General features: G+C 59.9%; 15 protein-coding genes and 1 pseudogene. 10 read left to right on the top strand and 6 right to left on the bottom strand.

Features of this window, described 5'->3' with window-relative positions:
• The first annotated feature begins 11 nt into the window (after positions 1 to 11).
• A complete protein-coding gene (locus PCPL58_RS14370) occupies positions 12 to 884 on the top strand; it encodes a LysR family transcriptional regulator (RefSeq protein ID WP_065351054.1) in 873 nt (290 codons plus the stop codon).
• 54 nt (positions 885 to 938) lie between these two features.
• Here the strand turns inward: PCPL58_RS14370 and PCPL58_RS14365 are convergent, their stop codons facing one another.
• The 4 genes from PCPL58_RS14365 to PCPL58_RS14350 form a co-directional block, all read right to left on the bottom strand.
• Positions 939 to 1,364: a VOC family protein gene (locus tag PCPL58_RS14365; protein WP_003364399.1), complete on the bottom strand. Its 426-nt coding sequence runs from the start codon at positions 1,362 to 1,364 to the stop codon at positions 939 to 941.
• A gap of 177 nt (positions 1,365 to 1,541) precedes the next feature.
• The gene (locus PCPL58_RS14360) at positions 1,542 to 2,417 is read right to left on the bottom strand and encodes a nickel/cobalt efflux protein RcnA (protein WP_065349713.1); all 876 of its coding nucleotides are present in this window, start codon (positions 2,415 to 2,417) and stop codon (positions 1,542 to 1,544) included.
• A 7-nt stretch (positions 2,418 to 2,424) separates the two neighbouring features.
• Positions 2,425 to 2,718, bottom strand: a complete 294-nt coding sequence (locus PCPL58_RS14355; RefSeq protein ID WP_065349712.1) for a metal-sensing transcriptional repressor — start codon at positions 2,716 to 2,718, stop codon at positions 2,425 to 2,427.
• 113 nt (positions 2,719 to 2,831) lie between these two features.
• A complete protein-coding gene (locus PCPL58_RS14350) occupies positions 2,832 to 3,944 on the bottom strand; it encodes an NADH:flavin oxidoreductase (RefSeq protein ID WP_065349711.1) in 1,113 nt (370 codons plus the stop codon).
• 139 nt (positions 3,945 to 4,083) lie between these two features.
• On the opposite strand from PCPL58_RS14350, the gene PCPL58_RS14345 reads away from it, so the two are divergent.
• Positions 4,084 to 4,968: a LysR family transcriptional regulator gene (locus PCPL58_RS14345; RefSeq protein WP_065349710.1), complete on the top strand. Its 885-nt coding sequence runs from the start codon at positions 4,084 to 4,086 to the stop codon at positions 4,966 to 4,968.
• A gap of 9 nt (positions 4,969 to 4,977) precedes the next feature.
• On the opposite strand, the gene PCPL58_RS14340 is transcribed toward PCPL58_RS14345, so the two are convergent.
• Positions 4,978 to 5,940, bottom strand: coding sequence for a GGDEF domain-containing response regulator (locus PCPL58_RS14340; RefSeq protein ID WP_065349709.1), 963 nt, complete (start codon positions 5,938 to 5,940; stop codon positions 4,978 to 4,980).
• Between the two features lie 18 nt (positions 5,941 to 5,958).
• The gene (locus tag PCPL58_RS14335) at positions 5,959 to 10,011 is read right to left on the bottom strand and encodes a CHASE domain-containing hybrid sensor histidine kinase/response regulator (RefSeq protein WP_065349708.1); all 4,053 of its coding nucleotides are present in this window, start codon (positions 10,009 to 10,011) and stop codon (positions 5,959 to 5,961) included.
• Between the two features lie 508 nt (positions 10,012 to 10,519).
• Here PCPL58_RS14335 and PCPL58_RS14330 point away from each other — a divergent pair.
• From PCPL58_RS14330 to PCPL58_RS14295, 8 genes and pseudogenes are all read left to right on the top strand, one after another.
• Positions 10,520 to 12,151, top strand: coding sequence for an ABC transporter substrate-binding protein (locus PCPL58_RS14330; protein WP_065349707.1), 1,632 nt, complete (start codon positions 10,520 to 10,522; stop codon positions 12,149 to 12,151).
• A complete protein-coding gene (locus PCPL58_RS14325) occupies positions 12,148 to 13,098 on the top strand; it encodes an ABC transporter permease (RefSeq protein ID WP_065349706.1) in 951 nt (316 codons plus the stop codon). Before PCPL58_RS14330 ends, PCPL58_RS14325 begins: the two co-directional genes overlap by 4 nt.
• Positions 13,099 to 13,102: 4 nt before the next feature.
• Positions 13,103 to 14,035 carry an ABC transporter permease gene (locus tag PCPL58_RS14320; protein ID WP_080377313.1) on the top strand — a complete coding sequence of 311 codons (933 nt, stop codon included), beginning with the start codon at positions 13,103 to 13,105 and terminating at the stop codon, positions 14,033 to 14,035.
• The gene (locus PCPL58_RS14315) at positions 14,032 to 15,675 is read left to right on the top strand and encodes a dipeptide ABC transporter ATP-binding protein (protein WP_065349705.1); all 1,644 of its coding nucleotides are present in this window, start codon (positions 14,032 to 14,034) and stop codon (positions 15,673 to 15,675) included. The genes PCPL58_RS14320 and PCPL58_RS14315 overlap by 4 nt, the downstream gene beginning before the upstream one ends.
• A gap of 243 nt (positions 15,676 to 15,918) precedes the next feature.
• On the top strand, positions 15,919 to 16,791 hold the full coding sequence (gene ehuB, locus PCPL58_RS14310; protein ID WP_065349704.1) for an ectoine/hydroxyectoine ABC transporter substrate-binding protein EhuB: 873 nt from the start codon (positions 15,919 to 15,921) through the stop codon (positions 16,789 to 16,791).
• Between the two features lie 57 nt (positions 16,792 to 16,848).
• Positions 16,849 to 17,528 (top strand): annotated as a pseudogene (ehuC, locus tag PCPL58_RS14305) (ectoine/hydroxyectoine ABC transporter permease subunit EhuC).
• A gap of 3 nt (positions 17,529 to 17,531) precedes the next feature.
• Positions 17,532 to 18,182: an ectoine/hydroxyectoine ABC transporter permease subunit EhuD gene (gene ehuD, locus PCPL58_RS14300; protein WP_044309378.1), complete on the top strand. Its 651-nt coding sequence runs from the start codon at positions 17,532 to 17,534 to the stop codon at positions 18,180 to 18,182.
• Entirely contained in the window at positions 18,175 to 18,972 is a 798-nt protein-coding gene (locus PCPL58_RS14295) for an amino acid ABC transporter ATP-binding protein (RefSeq protein ID WP_004413734.1), read from the top strand. Before ehuD ends, PCPL58_RS14295 begins: the two co-directional genes overlap by 8 nt.
• The last annotated feature ends 63 nt before the right edge of the window (positions 18,973 to 19,035 follow it).

Here is a 19,035-nt window from a genome sequence, read left to right as displayed (position 1 = left end):
ATTCTTTGCCCATGATCAAAGAACTGAAAACGTTTATCGCCGTGGCAAGAGAAGGCACGTTCGCTGCGGCGGGCAGCAAGATCGGGCTCACCCAGGCCGCTGTCAGTGCGCAGATGCAGCGCCTTGAAGCTGAACTGGGCGTCGAGCTGTTCGACCGAAAAGGACGTTCAGCCCAGCTCAACCGCATGGGGCAGCAGGTGTTGTTACAAGGTCAGGATCTGGTGCGCCAGTTCAGCAGCCTCGGCACTACGACAGTAGGGCTACCCGCGAGCGTGCTGGTGACCATCGGCGCAATTGCCTCTGTACAACGCTCCTTTCTACCGGAAGCGCTGGCTCGGTTTCATCAGCAATTCTCCGCGTGCAGGACGCGCGTCATTCCCGGCCTGTCCATGGACCTGGTCAATCAGGTGGACGCTGGCGAGATCGACATGGCAGCGATCATCCGCCCGCCCTTCTCGCTGCAAAGCGACTTGCGCTGGGCAACGCTGGTCCGTGAACCCTATCGCCTTATCGTGCCAGCTGACATGCAGGGGGATGACTGGGCCGAACTGATTTCGGCTCATCCATTCATTCGTTACGATCGATCGTCATTTGGTGGCCGACAGGTCGATAGGTTCCTGCGCCAGACCCATGTCTCGCTGCGCGAAGTCTGCGAGCTCGATGAACTGGATGCGATTATGAAACTGGTCGCCAACGGCGTCGGCGTCGCATTGGTTCCGGAAACGGCAACCCTGCAGAGATGGCACGCCGGTGTGCGCTCTATCGACTTGAAAGAGCATACGTTCCATCGCGATATCGGGCTGGTACATCGCGCTCGCCGCAGCCTGACCGAACCGGTAACCGCGCTGGTCCAACTGATCAACGAACACGCTCTGACTCGTTAGCGCTGCGCCCGCTCTAGCAGGCCTGGCGCAACATAGTGTGCGCCAGGCTTTTTACTATTTTGCGAACAGCTGACTCATGTCCTTGAACGCCTTGAACTCAAGCGCATTGCCGCAGGGATCGAACAGGAACATGGTGGCCTGCTCACCCACCTGCCCCTTGAATCGAATGTAGGGTTCGATGACGAACTCGGTGCCGAAGGATTTCAAGCGCTCGGCCAGAGCTTCCCATTGAGCCCATTCCAGAATGATGCCGAAGTGCGGAACCGGCACGTCGTGACCGTCTACCGGGTTGCTGTGCACGCTCTCTTGAGAGGCGGTTTTCGGGTGTTCATGAATCACCAACTGGTGCCCGTAGAAATCGAAGTCGACCCACTGATCGCTGGAACGCCCTTCGGAAAGACCGAACACCTCACCGTAAAAGGCACGTGTCGCGGCCAGGTCATAAACCGGGATTGCAAGGTGGAAAGGAGAAAGACTCATCAGGACTCCGATTGCAGCTCTTGGTGGCGTGTGAGCCTGACAGCGTGCTCGCTGTCCGGCGACTTATTCAAGTTCCACTCATGCTAAGGCCGGGCGATACCAATAAAAATCAATATATATTTTAAAGATGCACAAATTATTTTTGTGATAGCGGCCACGCTCAAGCACCAGGCCAGCTCACGAATGCAGGCTGATCCAGCCGTTGATCCCTACATACATCCCGACACAGATAATCAGGACGCTGGACAGGTAAGGTGCGCGTCGAGCAGCTGCACTGAGCCAGGGGAAACGATTCGAGGCTTTTCGCGCACCGGTGGCGGCGGCAGCGCCAACGGTGACCAGCGTGACGGCGAGACCCAGGCTAAAACAGATCACCATCATCGCGCCCAAGGTGACCTGCTTCACCTGCAGGCACAGCAGCAACACGGTGATGGCTGCTGGGCAAGGGATAAGCCCCCCGGTCAAGCCGAACATCAGGATCTGGCCATTGCTGACCTCGCGATGGATGAAGCGCTTGTGAATGTCGTCGGCATGGGCCTTTTCATGGGCGTCCTGATAGCCTTCGGCGCTCAGGTTCAAGCCGTCCAGATCACTGTGGTCATGGCTGTGATTGTGACCATGCTCGTGCTCATGGGAGTCCACGCCGTGCTCATGGCCATGGCCTGTATGCCCGTGACTGAGCCTGGCACTTTCGACCTTATACAACTGCTCGCCACGCCTGGTGCGCCATAGCATCCACAATGCAATGGCGATGATCACGGCAGATGACCCGAGCTGGAAGTAAGGTTCCGTGGTTTCAGCATCCAGCCCCTGGCCCAGATACATCCCGCCGATTGCCACCAGCCAGACAACGGCGGTGTGCGAAACGGTGGCGGCGACACCGAGCATCACGGCCTGTTTAACAGAGCCACGAATGGCCACAATGAACGCCGCCATCATGGTTTTCGAATGCCCGGGCTCCAGCCCGTGCAACGCGCCCAGCAAAATGGCACTGGGGAAATACAGCCAGGCATGCGAACCACCTTGCTGCAACAGCTCGACGAAATTCGGCATGCGAGACCTAAAGGTATTTGGTGATTTGCTTGAAGGCTTCCAGCGGTGCCCGCTCGCCCCTGGCGAGTGAACCGAGCGTGTCTTCGAGGCAGTGATCGATATGATCCCGAATCAACGTGCGCTTGGCCTGGCACACCGCTTTCTCGACCGCGTGCAGTTGCTGGGCGATGTCCACGCACTCGCGCCCTTCTTCGATCATGGTGATGATGCCGCGCAAATGACCGTCGGCCCGTTTCAGGCGCTTGATAACAGCTTCGTGGGACTGGTGCGTATGGCCGTGGGGATGGTCGTGTTCACTCATGGCTTGAGCTCTGGCCTGGACAATTCAGACCGGCACTCTATCCCCCCAGGGAGGATAGAGTCAAAGGTAATGCAGAATTGGAACCGGAAGCGAGCCCACCTATGAAAACCTGTTCAATTCATCCCGTTGAATGCCAGCTCGCTGTCCTTGATGTTGGCAATCGGCCCGAGAATGGCTGGATCGAAGTCGCGGAGTGGCGCGCCCTGACGCAACAACTCTGGCAGGTCCGGATTGGCCAGCGCACCCTTGCCCACTGCGATGATGTCCGCACCTTGGCGAAGCACCTGGTCGGCTTTTTGCGGATCGTGCATGCCGCCATTGGCGATCAGCGCAACATCCGGCGCGTAGCGACGGGCCAGTTCGACCAGGCTGGCTTCACCCTGGGCAAAGGCCGGCTGCCATGCTTCATGTTCGGTCACATGGATGTAATCGACGCCGGCATCGGCCAGCGCATCGAAAATGATTTCGGCATCGCTCTCGCCCCCCGCCCATTTGTGCTGAAAGTCGTTGACCTTGCCTTGTGAAAGACGAACGCCCACCGGTGCCTGCCCGGCGACTTTTTTCACTGCGGCGATGACCTCGAGCGTCAGTAGCAGACGCTGTCCGACCTCACCGCCCCATTGATCGGTGCGCTGATTGCTGTAGTCGGTCAAAAACTGATCGAGCAGGTAGCCGTTCGCACCATGTATCTCGACACCGTCAAAGCCTGCAGTGCCAATCGCCAGTCGCGCCGCGTGGGCGAACCCGTCAATGGCCTCGGCAATATCCTTGTCAGTCATCGCCCGAGGAATCCGGTAGCTGCCCGCGCCGTAATAGAACGCCATCTGTTCGCCCTTGGGACGAGTGGCCGAAGGACCCGCCGACTCGCTGACGAAGCGATTGGCCTGGCTGAGCGCGCCGGCGTGCATGAGTTGCGCAATCATGACACTGCCATGCCGGTGCACAGCATCGGTCGTAGCACGCCAGGCCTGAGCCTGCTCGTCATCGGTGAGCCCGGGCTGGAAGCGGTAGCCTTGGGAAAAACGGCGATCGGTGTAGTTACCCTCGGTGACGATCAGGCCGAAACCACCCTTGGCGAATCGCTCGTAATAGCGCGTCATGGCCAGCGTTGCACTGCCCTGCTCGTCCGCGCTCACGCGTGTCATGGGCGCCACCGCAAACCTGTTCTTCAGTTTCAGATGACCGATATCGAACGGAGCTGTAACGTGTTTGTTTGTCTCGCTCATACTTCAAATCCTCACTGTGCAGACCGGCTACGAATTGCCCGATGTCATTGACAGAACCTGCAGCAACGGTAAGGGGTGGCGCAGCCCATTGGAACCCGGCCGTGCAGATAAGGCGCTTTAACGAAAATGGATAGAATCCGTGCAAATATCTGACATAGAGGTGTTCGCCGCCATTGCTTCCAGCAGGAGCCTGTCGGAAGCGGCGCGTCGACTCGGGTTGTCGCCGATGGCAATCTCCAGGCGTCTGGCTGCGCTGGAAAACGACCTGGGCGTCAGGCTGGTTCACCGCACAACCCGCTCGGTATCCCTGACGCCGGAGGGCGAAGTGTTTCTACCCCACGCCAAAATCATGCTGCACACCAGCGAAACCGCCCGCGCCACGCTGAAAGGCGATACCGGTAAGGCCAGTGGCGTGTTGCGGGTGACAGCACCCAGCGTGTTTGGTCAGACCGTCATCATGCCGCTGCTGCCGGTATTGATGCAGGAGAACCCGGCATTGAGTGTCGACCTGACACTGTCGGACAGCATCGTGGACATCGCCGGGTTAGGCATCGATGTCGCCATTCGGATCGCCACGATACGTGACTCTGCGCTGGTGGCCAGATCGCTGGCGCCCAACCCACGGGTCGTGTGTGCAAGCCCCGACTACCTGATGCGGCGCGGCCAGCCATCGGTACTCGACGAGCTCCGCCAACACCCATGCATCACCTTGCATGCGATGCCTTACTGGACGTTCATCAGAGAGGGCGAGCCGGTGGCCATTCGCGCTCAGGGTACGTTCTCGGCCAACAGCGTCGAAGCGGTGCGCACGGCGTGCAAACAGGGCCTGGGGCTGGCCATGCTGACCTATTGGGACGTTCAGCAGGAAATCCGTGCAGGCAGCCTTCTGCAGATACACTTCGAAGACGTCATCCCCGAGCAACTGTCGGTGACGGCCGTATTGCCGACCCGCCAGCGCGTACCTCACCGGGTACGCCTGTTCGTCGACCGCCTTGAAGCAGAGCTCAAGAAAAATACGGTTTGAAGCAAGGTGTCAGTGCCATGGTGCAACCTGTATCGGCTCAAACCTGCTGCAGTTTCGTCCTTCATGCTTGGCCCGGTACAAGGCCCGGTCGGCTTCCGCCAGCAATGCTGCTGCAATCGGGTCAGGCGCAGTACCGGCCGCCACGCCCGGGCGCGGGATGGGCAGCGCGCCAGCCTCCAGACTTGCCACCCCCACCGACACTGTCACCCGGCCCAGGTCGCTGGTTTCATGGGGCCTGGCAAGGCCATGAATGTGCTCCACGACTTCCTCCGCCAGCCGGCAGGCACCCTCTGCGCCGGTATCCGGCAATAGCACGGCGAACTCCTCGCCCCCATAACGGGCCACCAGATCGGTAGACCTGTGCACGCAATTTTTCACGGCATGGGCAATGGCAATCAGGCACTCATCGCCTTGCAAATGGCCATAGTGATCGTTGTAGCGCTTGAAGAAATCGATATCGAGCAACAGCAGCGAAAATGCCCCCTGATTGCGCCGCACGCGCAGCCATTCACGCTCGATGCTCTCGTCGAGAAAACGCCGGTTGGCCAGCCCCGTCAGCCCATCGGTCTGGGCCAGCAGGTTGAGCTGGTCCATCGCCATTTTCAGGCGCAGGTGGGTCTTTACGCGCGCCGTGACGATCAACGGCTGAATGGGTTTGCCGATGAAATCCACCGCACCCAGCGCCAGTCCGGCTTCCTCGATGCGGGTTTCGGTGTGGCTGGTGATGAGGATGACCGGGACGTCTTCCAGCAGTTGATCGGCCTTTAGCGTCTCGCAGACCTCAAACCCGCTCATTCCAGGCATCTCGGCGTCGAGAAGGATAAGGTCCGGACGCATGTCCCGGACCATCTTCAGGGCCTGGGCGCCACCCGTGGCAAAACGAATCTGTCCCAGGCCATTGAGAACTTTGCTCAGCACACGAATGGCGGAAATATCATCATCGACAATCAGCAGGCTAGGTACAGGTTGCATGATGGATGAAGCTCCTTTTTATAAGTCGGCACGTTCGAGCAGGTGCAGTGCCTGTTCGAACTCGAGTCCTTCAATGGTTTGCCAGAGCTGTTCGACCAGTGCCTGTCCGGCCAGCTCCTGAAGCGCGGCAGCAGCCAGCGAAAACTGGTCCAGCGCGGCGATATCACGGTTTTCAAGCAATTCACGCAAGGTCGATAACGCCTGTCGGGAGGCATCGGGATCCGCATCGATACGCGGGGCCGGTGTCCTTTCCTCAAGTACCGGCGTGCGGTCTTGCAAAGCACGGAAAGCGGCGCTCACACCCCGCAGAGCCGGCTCAGGGTCCGTACCGTGGCGCAGCAGGGCTTCCGCCTGCCCGGCATGCAGCCCTACTTGCCTAGCGCCGAGCAGCAGCGCAGCACCGCGCAGCTTGTGCAGGTCAGCCATCGTTTGATCGGGGCTCTGTCGCGCCCGTGCCAGAAGGGTCTCGCTCTCGCCGAAAGCGGCAAATTCATTGAAAAAGCGCCGCAGGGACGAGAGAAACAAGGGCACATCATTGCCTAGCCGAGCGGCGACCTCCTGGGTGTCAATACCTTCGATCACCGGCCATGCAGAGCCTGTCGGGGCTTCCTGCAGCAAGGTGCCGACCGCCAGCGGAGCGCCTCGAACACGCTCGACGGCACGACGTACCGCCCGGATCAGGGCGGCGGGGTCCAGAGGCTTGGTGAGGAAGTCATCCATACCCGCGAGCTCGGCCTGTCGCCGCTCCTCTGCCAGGGCGCCTGCGGTCAACGCCAGCACGGGCAATCGTGTCAGGCCCAGTTCATTGCGCAAGCGCCGCGTGGCCTCATAACCATCCATTTCCGGCATCTGCACATCCATCAGCACGGCATCGAAGACATCTGGCGTCTGACGCAGTCGTTCAAGGGCCAGCAGACCATTGCTGCAGGTCTGAACCACAGCGCCCTGTTGCTGCAACAACAGGCTGGCGACCTCCAGATTGATCTCGCTGTCGTCCACCAGCAGCAGGTGCAATCCACTCAGCCAGAGCGTCATGGAGGTATCCATTCGCGTGGCCTGAATGACCCTTTCGGTGCTGCCCTGGTACTTGGCGATACAGGCATTGATCGCGTTGAACAAGGCCGAGCTGTCCAGCGGCTTGAGCAATACCTTGTCGACCAGAGGGAGCAGTTCTTCCCGGATCCCGGACGGGGTCACCAGAATGACCGGAAGCGGCGTCGCCTCGATCAGTTGTTGCACCTGCTCAACCTGCGGCTGCTGCCAGTCCACCAACAACACATCCGGCAATGGCGCGTTGACGTGATTACGCTCTTGCAAGGCCACGTGCAGCGCCTGTTCGTCGGTCAGGCTTGCCACTCGCCAGCCCAGGCCGCGACATAACCGTTGCAGCGCCGTGGACGACTGCACGTCGTCGCTGAGCAGCATGACCTCCAGACTGCTTCCCGGGCCGGACGGCTCCAGATCGCTCTGGCTGCTCTGAAACGGCAACTCCACCCAGAACTCGCTGCCGGTGCCGAGCTCGCTCTCCACCCCTATCCGGCCGCCCATCTGCTCGGCCAGCCCGCGCACCACCGACAAACCCAGTCCGGTGCCGCCAAAACGCCGCGTGGTAGACGCATCCGCCTGTGTGAACGGCGCAAACAGCTGGCCGAGTACATTGGCCGGTATGCCACAGCCCGTGTCCTGCACAGAGAAGCGCAACCAGCAAGTATCGGCGTGATCGTCTTCACGACTCACTGTCACATCGACTCCGCCGACTGTGGTGAACTTGAGCGCATTGCCGACCAGATTCATGAGGATCTGGTTGACCCGCAATGCGTCTCCTATCAACTGGCCAGGCAGCGATGCCACGACGCTGACAGAAAAACGCAGGCCTTTTTCCTGCGCCTGGGGCGTGAACAGCTCGCCCAATTCGTCGAGCAGTTGTCGAGGGCTGAAGGGGTTATGTTCCAGCCGCATCTCTCCCGCCTCGATCTTGGCGATGTCGAGGATATCGTTGATGATCCCCAACAAGGTCCGGCCCGCAATCTGCAGCTTGGTCAGCAACTGGCGTTGCTGGTCGTTCAAGGCGGTGTTGTGCAGCAGGTGGGAGATGCCGATCACGGCGTTCATGGGCGTGCGAATTTCATGGCTCATGTTGGCCAGGAACAGACTTTTGGCCGCATTGGCAGCTTCGGCGCTGGACTTGGCCGCGTGCAATTCGGCGCTATGGTGCAGCCGTTCGGTGATGTCCTGAGCGATACCCAGATGACCGATGAGTTCTCCATCGGCGGTACGGATCGGGGTGATGATCATCAGCACAGGGACCGTCGTGCCATCCTTGCGCACGTAGGTCCATTGTCGGGTTTCCGAACCTTCGAGGGATGCCTTGTAGCAAAAGACGTCAATGCCTTCGATCGGGGTGCCGTATTCACGACTCAGCTCAGCGGAGCGTGCGGCCACTTCTTCAGGAAGATGAAACACGCCTGGACCGTTACCGCTGACCATTTCCGCATTGCTGTAGCCCAGCAGCAATTCGGCGCCCCGATTGAACACAAAGATCTGCCCCTGCATATCGGTAGCGATGATCGAAACCTCCGAAGAGGCGTCCAGCACCCCCTGCAGCAAACCCGCCACTCTGGACAGCTCTGCTGTGCGCTCGCTGACCTGTTGCTCAAGCTGTGCGTTGAACTCCATGAGGTAGCGTTCGACGCGCTTGCGGTCGGTGATGTCGTGCATCATTTTCGCCGCGCCGAGTATGGTGCCGTCCGTCTCGCGGATGAAGCTGCAGGTAATGGTCACATCGATCAATTGACCGTTCTTGTGCAGACGCCGGGTTTCCAGCGTCGGGCCTCGCTCACCGCGGGCCACCCTTTCCAACAACTGTTCGTCTTCGTGAACCAGATCTGGCGGAACCAGCAGTGGCGCCAATGGACAGCCCAGCACTTCGTGCTCGTCATAGCCGAACATCTGCTCGGCAGCCCGGTTCCAGGTGATGATCCGACCGTCCAGGGCTTCACCGATGATCGCGTCGCTGGAGTTTTCGACGATAGTGGCCAGCCTGGCCTGACCGGCAACCACCTGCTGTTTGCGCTGACGGGACAACAGTAGAGTGCCAACCAGCACCGTCAACATCAGGCTGACCAATGTGCCGATGATGAACACCCTGCCCGCCGGAACCGGATCGAGTGCCTCGGCAAATGCCGGGTGAGCGCCTACCTCCATGCGCCACACGCGGCCATAGATGTCTCGTTCGAAAGCATAGGTCTGCAAGACCTCCTGCTCATGACCGCTTTCCGGAGTCTGGTAGATCAGATGCTGGCCTTCACTGACGTCATAAAGCTTCAAGTGCACTCTGTGGTTGAGAGGGTCCAGATTGCTCATCACCTCACGCATGGCCAACGGCGCATAGGTCCAGCCGATCAGGGATGTTTCGCGCTGGGCGATATCGGTCGGGGTTTCAGGGGTGCTGTAAACCGGTAACAGGAATAGGAAAGCACGCAAGTGGTCATCATTGTCCTGCAGCAGGGTAATAGGCGCCGACAAGGTGGCAGCGCCACTGCGCATGGCCTGAAGGGCTGCATCGCGACGATGCTCCTCGGAGGCGATGTCCAGCCCCAGTGCCTGGACGTTGCGGGCCAGCGGGTCGATGAATTGAATGATGAAACGGTCTCCCTGCTGGGCACCCAGCCGACCAAGACTGAAGTCCGGCCTGCCATCTGCCCTGACACGCCTCACGAATTCGGCCTCATCGCTGGCCGCGACACGACGGATGAAGCCGAACCCGCGCGCGCCAGGGTATTCCTTCTCGATATTGCGCCCTTTGCTGTAGCGGCTCATCTGGCTGCTGTTGATATGCTCGAGGTCCAGCATATGAACGGCACCGCGCAGGCCTCGAAGACGATACTCGTACACCCTGAGTCGTGCCTGCAAGTTATCGCCGATGCCCTCTCCGGCCTCCTTGAGTGCCTGTTCTATACGCGTATCGATCGATCTGCGCTGTTCATGGCTGGCAATAAAGCTGACGCTGAGCCCGGCCAGCAGAACCACAGCCATCCAGCCAACGAGCCACGTGAGAGAGCTTTTCTTCATCAATCAGACACTCATTTTCAATCCTGAATACTGTGAGGTGACCAGAGGACACCGTCCGCCTGCCCTGGCGTGTCTCTGCGACCTCAAGCGTAGATTGTCTTCGACCAAGCGCCAGTGACGTCGCCATCGCTGCATGGTTTATCGCGTGCAAGTGGTCGCAGGGCATTTGCCAGCAGCCAGCTGCAACTTCGGGCGTGGGTCTGGCCGATGAAAGGGACGATTTTGATCGGACTCAGTGACGACGACCAAAAGTCTGGTTTTTGACAAAGCGCTGTTTGCCAAGGACATAAAGCCTTAAAAGATACTAAATAAGCATAATAAAAAATAAATTAATCACAAAAATCTATATTAGCTTAGAAGAAAAAAGACTTTTACAGTGCATGACCATAAGAATACGGTCTTAAGAAATCAGTGCTGAAGCACTGTGCTCGACTTGAAGAGGACCTTCCATGCGCCGTACACAGCCTTCGACTTTTTCAACTGGATTCGCCCCCCGGAGCGCAGTGCGATGACTGTGCGCACGTTCCTCCCGCGCCTGCTGTTCGCCGCCTTCACAGCCATTACCCTGCTCGGCTGCTCACCCTCCGGCCCGGACGGCCAGGCAGCCAAAACCCTCAAAGTGGCGTTCTTCAGAGACAACACCACGCTGGTCAGCCTTGACCCCTTTCAGGTGTACTGGCTGGAGCATCGGGTGGTGCTGCGCAATATTGCCGAGTCCCTGACCGATCAGGACCCGCAGACCGGCAAGATCATTCCCTGGCTGGCAGAACGCTGGGAAGTCAGTGACAACGCGCTGGAATATACCTTTCACTTGCGCAAGGACGTGACCTTCAGCAACGGCACACGTTTCGACGCTCAAGCGGTGAAGACGGCCTACGACGCGGACAAGTCGTTCGCCGCACAACTGCCAGCCACCTTCGGCGCCACTTACCTCAAAGGCTACGACCACGCCGAGGTACTGGACGACTTCACCATCAAACTGGTGCTGGCCCAACCCAACGCGGGCTTCCTGCAAGCCACCTCCACCACCAATCTCGCCATTCTTGCTCCAGAGTCCTACGCACTCAGCGTCAAGGAGCGTTCGTTGGGCGCGATCATTGGCACCGGGCCATTCGTGCTGGAGCGCTACACGCCTGAAAGCGGTTTGCGCCTGATCAAACGCAAGGGCTATGCCTGGCCATCGGCCAATGCGCAGAACAAGGGCGAGGCGCATCTGGATGCGGTCGAGGTCAGCTACGTGCCGGAAGAAAGCGTCCGTAACGGCCAGTTCGTTCAGGGGCAGGTGGACATCCTCTGGCCGCGCAATCCGTTCTCCGAGGTGGACCTCAACCTGTTCAAGTCCAGGGGCGCGACCATTCAGAGCCGTTCGCTGCCAGGACCTGCGCTGAACCTGTACCCCAACACGCGTGGCAATCGCATTCTTGCCGACCGCAACGTGCGCCTGGCCCTGCAAAAGGCAATCGACCGCAAGACCTACGCAGCCACCGTTTACAACCCGCAATTCCCGGTGGTCTCCGGCATCTACGACGTCACCACGCCGTTTTATAAAAGCCAGGCCGACAAACTGACCTACTACCCTCAAGGTGCAGAGCGCCTGCTCGACGCTGCGGGCTGGCAGAAAAACGCCGACGGCTATCGTTATAAGGAAGGCAAGCGCCTGAAGCTGGCCTACAACCTGTCACCCGCCGAAACCGCCGGTGATGTGCTGATTCAGGATCAACTGCGCAAGGTGGGTATCGAGCTCAAGCTTAATGTGGTGACCACCGCCGAGTGGGCTGCGGCCAATGCGGCAGGCAATTATGACCTGACGTCCACCTACATGACCCGCGCCGACCCGATCATTCTGCAGACCATCATCGACCCGCGCAGTGCCAACAGCTCGACGCTGGCGACCAACCTTTACGCGCCGGAAACACTGCCCAAGGCCCTTGAGCTGTTCGACGCAGGACTGACCGCCACGCAAAGCGAACAGCGCGCCAGGGCTTATGGCGAGTTGCAGGACCTGCTGGTCGACGAGGGCTCGGCGATCCCGGTTTACGAGCGCGTCTGGCAAGCTGCCACGGCGAAAAACGTACGCAATTTCCACTGGACGGCGGAAGGCTTTGCGCTGTTCAACGACATCGAGTTGGCAACGCCATGAGTCGCTATATCCTCAGTCGGATCGCGCAAGCGCTACTGGTACTTTGGGGTGCCTACAGCGTCACCTATTTCATTCTTTACCTGCTGCCCGGCGACAGCCTGTCGATCATGCTCAGCGCCTCGGGTGTCGAAATCGACTCCCTGTCCGCGCAGGACCTCGCCAAGGCCAAGCTCTATTACGGACTGGACCGCGGCATCTTCGAGCAATACGTCGATTTGCTGTGGGGAGCGTTACATGGCGACTTCGGCAATTCGCTGACGCTCAACCGCCCGGTTTCGGAATTACTGATCGAGCGTCTGCCACAAACCCTGAGCCTTGCGGGGCTGGCCATTGTTCTGTCACTGATCGGCGGGACAGGTCTGGCGTATCTCACCGCCTACGTACGCTGGCAGCCCTTGAAAGTCGCCTTGTCACGCCTGCCGTCGCTGGGCTTCTCGGTGCCGATCTTCTGGATGGGCCTGCTGTTCATTCAACTGTTCGCGTTCACTCTTGGCTGGTTCCCGGCGACCGGCAATCAGGGATTCTCCAGCCTTATATTGCCCGCCGTCACGCTGGCGATCCCCAGCGCCGCGGTGTACGCCCAGGTCCTGCAACGTGGCTTTCAGGGCGTCTGGAAAGAGCCCTACATCATCACCGCTTATGCCAAGGGCCTGACCCGCGCGCAGGTTCAGGCCCGCCATGCGTTCAAGAATGCTGCTTTACCGCTCTTGACGCTGATCGGTCTGCAAGTGGGCAACACAGTATCCGGTGCCGTGCTGGTGGAAACCATTTTCGCTCGCGCCGGGGTCGGTCGTCTTGCCCAGGAGGCCGTGCTGCGCCAGGACATTCCGGTGGTGCTGGCCATCGTAGCAGTCTCGGCAGCTGCTTTCGTCGTGGTCAATCTGATCGTTGACCTGCTGTACCCCGCGCTGGATCCGCGCATCGCCCACACGCCAAAGGTCTCCTGACGCCATGACTATCTTCGACAACCGCCTTGCGCGCCTGACCCGCCTTGTTGATCCCAGTCAAAACCTTCCCGGCAAAAACGCACCTGCCGCGCAGTGGCAGCGACGCAGCAGCCTGAGTCGCGCCGTGGAGGCCGCCAGGCCCCTGCTGCGCCGCCCGGGGTTTCTGCTCGCTGTGGCAATGGTCGCCTTTGCGTTGCTGGCGGCGCTGGCACCCAACCTGCTGAGCAGCTACGCACCTTACGCCACCTCGCCCAGCGACAAGCTCACCGCGCCAAATGCAGCGCACTGGTTCGGTACCGACGAACTGGGTCGTGATCTCTACACCCGCGTGGTACACGGGTCGAGCCTTTCGGTACAGGCGGCATTGCTGGCGGTGGGCATCGCCATGGCCGGTGGTCTGAGTCTGGGGGTGATTTCCGGTTTCGCAGGCGGGCGCATCGATGCAGTGATCATGCGTCTGATCGATGTATTGCTGGCCCTGCCCGGCTTGCTACTGGCGCTGGCGATTGTCACCGCCATCGGGTTCGGCACCCTTCCGGTGGCCATTGCGGTCGGTGTGGGGATCATCCCCGGATTCGCGCGCACCACCCGCGCCGAAGTATTGCGCGTCAAGACCCTGCCTTACGTCGAGGCCGCGCGGTTGGGCGGTGCAAGCTGGACGCGAACCCTGCTGCGCCACATCCTGCCGAACGCCTGGGGCCCGGTGGCGGTGCTCGCCACACTGGATTTCGGTGCAGCGATTCTGGCGACTGCCGGGCTGAGTTTCCTCGGCTTTGGTGCCGAACCACCGGCTGCCGAATGGGGCACGTTGATCGCAAACGGTCGTCACTTCCTGATAACCGCACCCTGGGTGTCGCTGCTGCCGGGCCTGTTCGTGGTTGGCGTAGTGTTCAGCTTCAACCACATCGCCCGCACTCTGGAAGAGACTCAACGATGACCGATACCGCTCAACTGATCGACATTCGTCATCTGAGTGTCGCTTACCGTTTCGACGGCCAGGTCAACCAGGCCGTGCGCAACGTATCCTTTCAGGTCGCCCGAGGTGAAACCGTGGCGATTGTCGGCGAATCCGGCTCCGGCAAGTCGACGATGGCCAACGCCATACTCGGCCTGTTACCGGACAATGCCGCCATCACCAGCGGCGAGCTACACGTCGATGGACACGATCTTGGCCATGCCGGCGAACGCGAGAAACGGCGAATTCGCGGCAGCACCATCGGCCTGGTGCCCCAGGACCCGATGGTCGGCCTCAACCCTACCCTGCGCATCGGCCGGCAAATTGCCGAAGCACTGATTCTAGCCCACGGCCGGCGTTACCCGGCAGTGGATGCCGATGTGCTGGAATTACTTCAGCAGGTCGGTCTGGACAAGCCGGTATTGCGCGCTCGTCAGTACCCGCACGAACTGTCAGGCGGCATGCGTCAGCGCGTGCTGATCGCCATCGCGTTGGCAGGCAATCCTCGCCTGATCATCGCCGACGAGCCCACCAGCGCGCTGGATGTGACGGTACAACGCAAGATCCTTGATCATCTGCAACGTCTGGTGGCCGAGCGTGGTATTTTCCTGGTGATCATCACCCACGATCTGGGCGTGGCGGCCGACCGGGCCGATCGAGTGCTGGTGATGAACAAGGGCGAACTGGTCGAACAAGGCCCTCCGCAACAGATACTCATCGCGCCTCGCCATGTCTATACCCGCGTACTGATCGCCGCAGCACCGGCTTTCGGCCAGCGCAAGAGCCCGGCAACAGTGCGACCGGTCGCGAGCAGCGACACACCTCTGCTGACCCTGAGCAACATCGGCAAGACCTATCGTCTGCCCTACGTGAAAGGCGAAGACGCCGACTTCCAGGCGCTGCAAGACGTCAACTTCAAGGTGTATCCCGGCCAGACCCTGGCCATCGTCGGCGAGTCCGGCTCTGGTAAAAGTACTGTGTTGCGCATCGCACTGGGTCTGGAAAAACCCACCCACGGACGAGTGCAGCTGGACGGCCAGGATGTCACCGACCTGGGCTGGCGCGAATTCAGACCGCTGCGGCGGCGTATCCAGTTAGTGCAGCAAAACCCGTTCGCGGCCCTTGACCCACGCTTCACGTTATTCGAAAGCATCGTCGAACCCCTGGTCTCGTTCGGCCTGCTCAAAGGCCGCGAACTGGAGCAGGCCGCACGCCGGTTGATAGAGCGAGTGCAGTTGCCCGTGGCCTATCTGGACCGCCTGCCCCGCGAGCTTTCCGGTGGCCAGCGTCAGCGGATTGCCATTGCCAGAGCGCTGGCCCTGCAGCCCGATCTGCTTCTGCTCGATGAGCCGGTTTCGGCACTGGACGTGTCGGTGCAGGCGCAGATTCTCGACTTGCTGGTCGAGCTGCAAGCCGAATCGGGCATCGCCTACGTGCTGGTGTCCCACGACCTTGCAGTGGTCGCCAGCGTTGCCCATCAGGTACTGGTGCTCAAGCATGGCAAGACCGTCGAGCAGGGTCTGGCCGAGGATGTTTTTGCCAGGCCTGAAGCGGCTTACACCCAGGAGTTGATTGCCGCGATACCTGGCCGGCGTCTGGAGTTACAAACAGGGACGCACTGACAAATACCTGGGCTTGCATCAATGGGTCGCACGACGTTTGCAACCCATGGCCTCGGCGACTGCGTATATGCATATTCCTTATCGATATTTAAATTATCTTTTTAATAGCTATAGAGTTTCGCCTTATGCACCAAACGTTGCCGAAGCAGGATGCAGGCAAGACCAGGCTACCTTGCGCACCTGACTCGCATGTTCAGGCCGCATCAGCAACAAGCCCCTATCCCCCTACTTCGAGCACCCGCAATGAAAGGCATCAACCCTCTGTCGTTCCCAGCCCTGATGGGTTCAGCGCTGCTGCTGAATGCCGTCGTTTCATTCCCTGCCCTGGCCGGACTGCTGGAAAAAGGCCGCACTGACGGCCTGACCGCTGGCATCGCCAATGAACAGCCCTATGCCTACATCGGCACCGATGGCAAAGCCACCGGGGCCAACGTCGAGATACTGCGGGCGATTCTCGAACCGCTGGGCATCAAGCAGATCGAGACGCCTATCACTGACTTCGGTTCGCTGGTGCCGGGTCTGGCGGCAGGTCGTTTCGACTTGATCGGTGCAGGCCTGTTCATCAATCCGAATCGCTGCAAGGTCATCGCGTTCTCCAACCCGGTGACGCGATCCGGCGGTGCGTTCATTGTCAAAACCGGCAACCCGCTGAACCTGCACAGCCTCAAGGACGTCGCCAGCAACGCCAAGGTGCGCCTGGCCACTCAACCTGGCAGCAATCAGGTTCAGGAAGCCAAAGACAGCGGTATCGCCAACGGCAACGTGGTGTTGTTCGACAAGGACACCGAGGCATTGGCCGCCTTGCAGGCGGGTCGCGTGGACGTGGTGTATTTCCCGGACGCCGAAGTCATCAGTCTGATCAAGAAAGCCAACAGTCCGGACATCGAGCGCGCCTTGCCTTTCGAGCAGATTCCGGACGCCAGTGGCAAACCGGGCTGGAATTACCACGCCTACGGCCTGCCAAAAAACGATCCGGCCTTCGAACAGGCCTTCAACGAACAACTGGCCAAACTCCGGGCGTCGGGCGAGCTGCTGAAAATCCTGCAGAAGTACGGCTATACCGAAAACGAACTGGCTGACCCGGCCGTCACCGCAGCCCAACGCTGCAACCCATGATCTGCCCCGCCCCGCAAGGGCGCGCAGTAAACGGCCCTGACCCACACGAGTACGGCCATGCCTGTTGATGCTGCAACACTGGAAACCGCAGGTTTCATTGCCAGACAACTGGCCCACGGCGCCTGGATCACCCTGCAGATCACTGTGCTTGCCGAACTGCTGGTACTGGTGCTCTCGTTTGTAATCGCCCTGATGCGCCTGTCGCCATTCCGGGCGTTACGCTGGTTCGCCACGGTGTATGTCGAGGTGCTGCGTGGCATCTCGGCATTGGTGCTGCTGTTTTACCTGTTCTTCATTCTGCCGCTGTTCGGCATCCGTCTGTCCCCCATGACCACCGGCGTGCCGGGGCTGGGCCTGACGTTTTCGGCGTATGGCGCGGAAATCATTCGTTCGGCACTGATCAACGTCAGCCAGGGTCAACGTGACGCTGTGCGTGCGCTGGACTTCAGGCCGATAAGCGCGTTTCGGCGAATCATTCTGCCGCAGGCCCTGCCGTTCATGATCCCGCCAATGGGTAATCAATTGGTCGAGCTTCTGAAAACCACGTCACTGGTCTCACTCATCACCCTCACCGACCTGACCTTTACCGGCAGTCAATTGATCACCACGCTGGGCCAGCAAACGCTGATCTGGAGCATCGTGCTGGTGTGTGCTATTTCGTGATGGCCTGGCCATTGAGCTGGCTGGTCAAGCGTTATGAGCAGCACGCCACCGCGTGGCGCACGGCCAGGGGATGAACGATGGAGTTTGATATCGCATTCGCCCGGTCGATTCTGCCGGAGCTGTTTCAGGGCTTGCTGGTGACCGTGCAGGTCGTGGTGCTGGGGTTCCTGCTCGCGGTTTTGCTCGGTCTGATCCTGGCCCTGACACTGCGCTCGCAGATAACCATCGTGCATCGCCTGAGCAAAGGCTACCTGAGCTTTTTCCGTAATACGCCGTTGATGGTCCAGTTGTATGTGCTGTTCTTCGCGCTGCCGCTGGCGGGCATCACCTTCCCGGCGATTACCACCGGTGTGATAGGTCTTGGCTGCTATTACGCGGCCTATATCGCCGAAGCGTATCGCGGTGCCATTGACGACATCCCGGCCGGACAGTGGGAAGCCGCACGCGCCCTTGATTTCAATCGTGGCGACACCTGGCGGCGCATCATCCTGCCGCAGGCGTTGAAACCCATGCTGCCGGTGCTCGGCAATTACCTGATCGGCATGTTCAAGGAAACGCCGCTTCTGGCGGTGATCACCATCCCTGAACTGTTTCAGGCTGCCAAGCAGGTCGCCGGCATGACCTATCGTTACAACGAACCGTACACAGTGATGGCGCTGATGTTTCTGGCGATCAGTGTGCCGACCTCGTTGCTGTTCAAATACCTGGAAAGGCGCAGCCATGTCTGATCTCGCACACACCGCAACCCCACCCGTCACCACTGCGCAGATACAGCTGAAACACGTGGTCAAGGACTTCGGCCGCAACCGGATCATCGACCATCTGGACCTGAGCATTCCTCAAGGCCAGAAAGTCGCCTTGATCGGCCCTAGTGGCTCGGGTAAATCAACGGTATTGCGCCTCATCAAGGGGCTGGAAAACTATCAGCAAGGCAGCATAGAAGTCGCAGGCGAAGCAGTGCCCGCGCGCACATCCGGATGGCACTGGCCTGGCGCACGCAAGGCTCCGGTGGAGCATCGGGTAGGCATGGTGTTCCAGCAGTTCAATCTGTTCCCACACCTCACCGTGCAGGAAAATGTCACCGAAGCACCACTACGGGTACTCAGACTGCCTCGCGAAGAGGCCCTTGAACGCGCGCATCAATACCTCGGGCTGGTCGGGCTCGCTCACAAGGCCGATGCCTATCCGAGCCAGCTTTCCGGTGGTCAGCAACAACGTGTAGCGATTGCCAGAGCACTGGCCATGCGTCCGCAGGTCATGTTGTTCGATGAAGTTACGTCAGCGCTCGACCCTGAGCTGGTCGGCGAGGTACTGGCGGTAATTCGCTCGATTGCCCACGAGTTTCAGATGACCATGTTACTGGTGACCCACGAGATGAAATTCGCTCAGGACATCGCTGACCGGGTGCTGTTCATGGAGGGCGGGCGCATCGTGGCGGACGGCACCCCGAGCGAAATTCTGCTGAATCCGCAAAACGAGCGGACTCGAAGGTTTCTGCAGAGGGTGGAGCAGCGCTGATTGCCAGCGCCGCTCTTTTTACAGGATGAGACTTTTGGGCCTCGCGACTTTTTGAAAGTGGCG

The sequence above is a fragment of the Pseudomonas cerasi genome, assembly GCF_900074915.1.
Classification (GTDB): Bacteria; Pseudomonadota; Gammaproteobacteria; order Pseudomonadales; family Pseudomonadaceae; genus Aquipseudomonas; species Aquipseudomonas cerasi.
The sequence above is the reverse complement of the archived record's forward strand: the minus strand, read 5'-3'. Positions and strand labels throughout refer to the sequence as shown.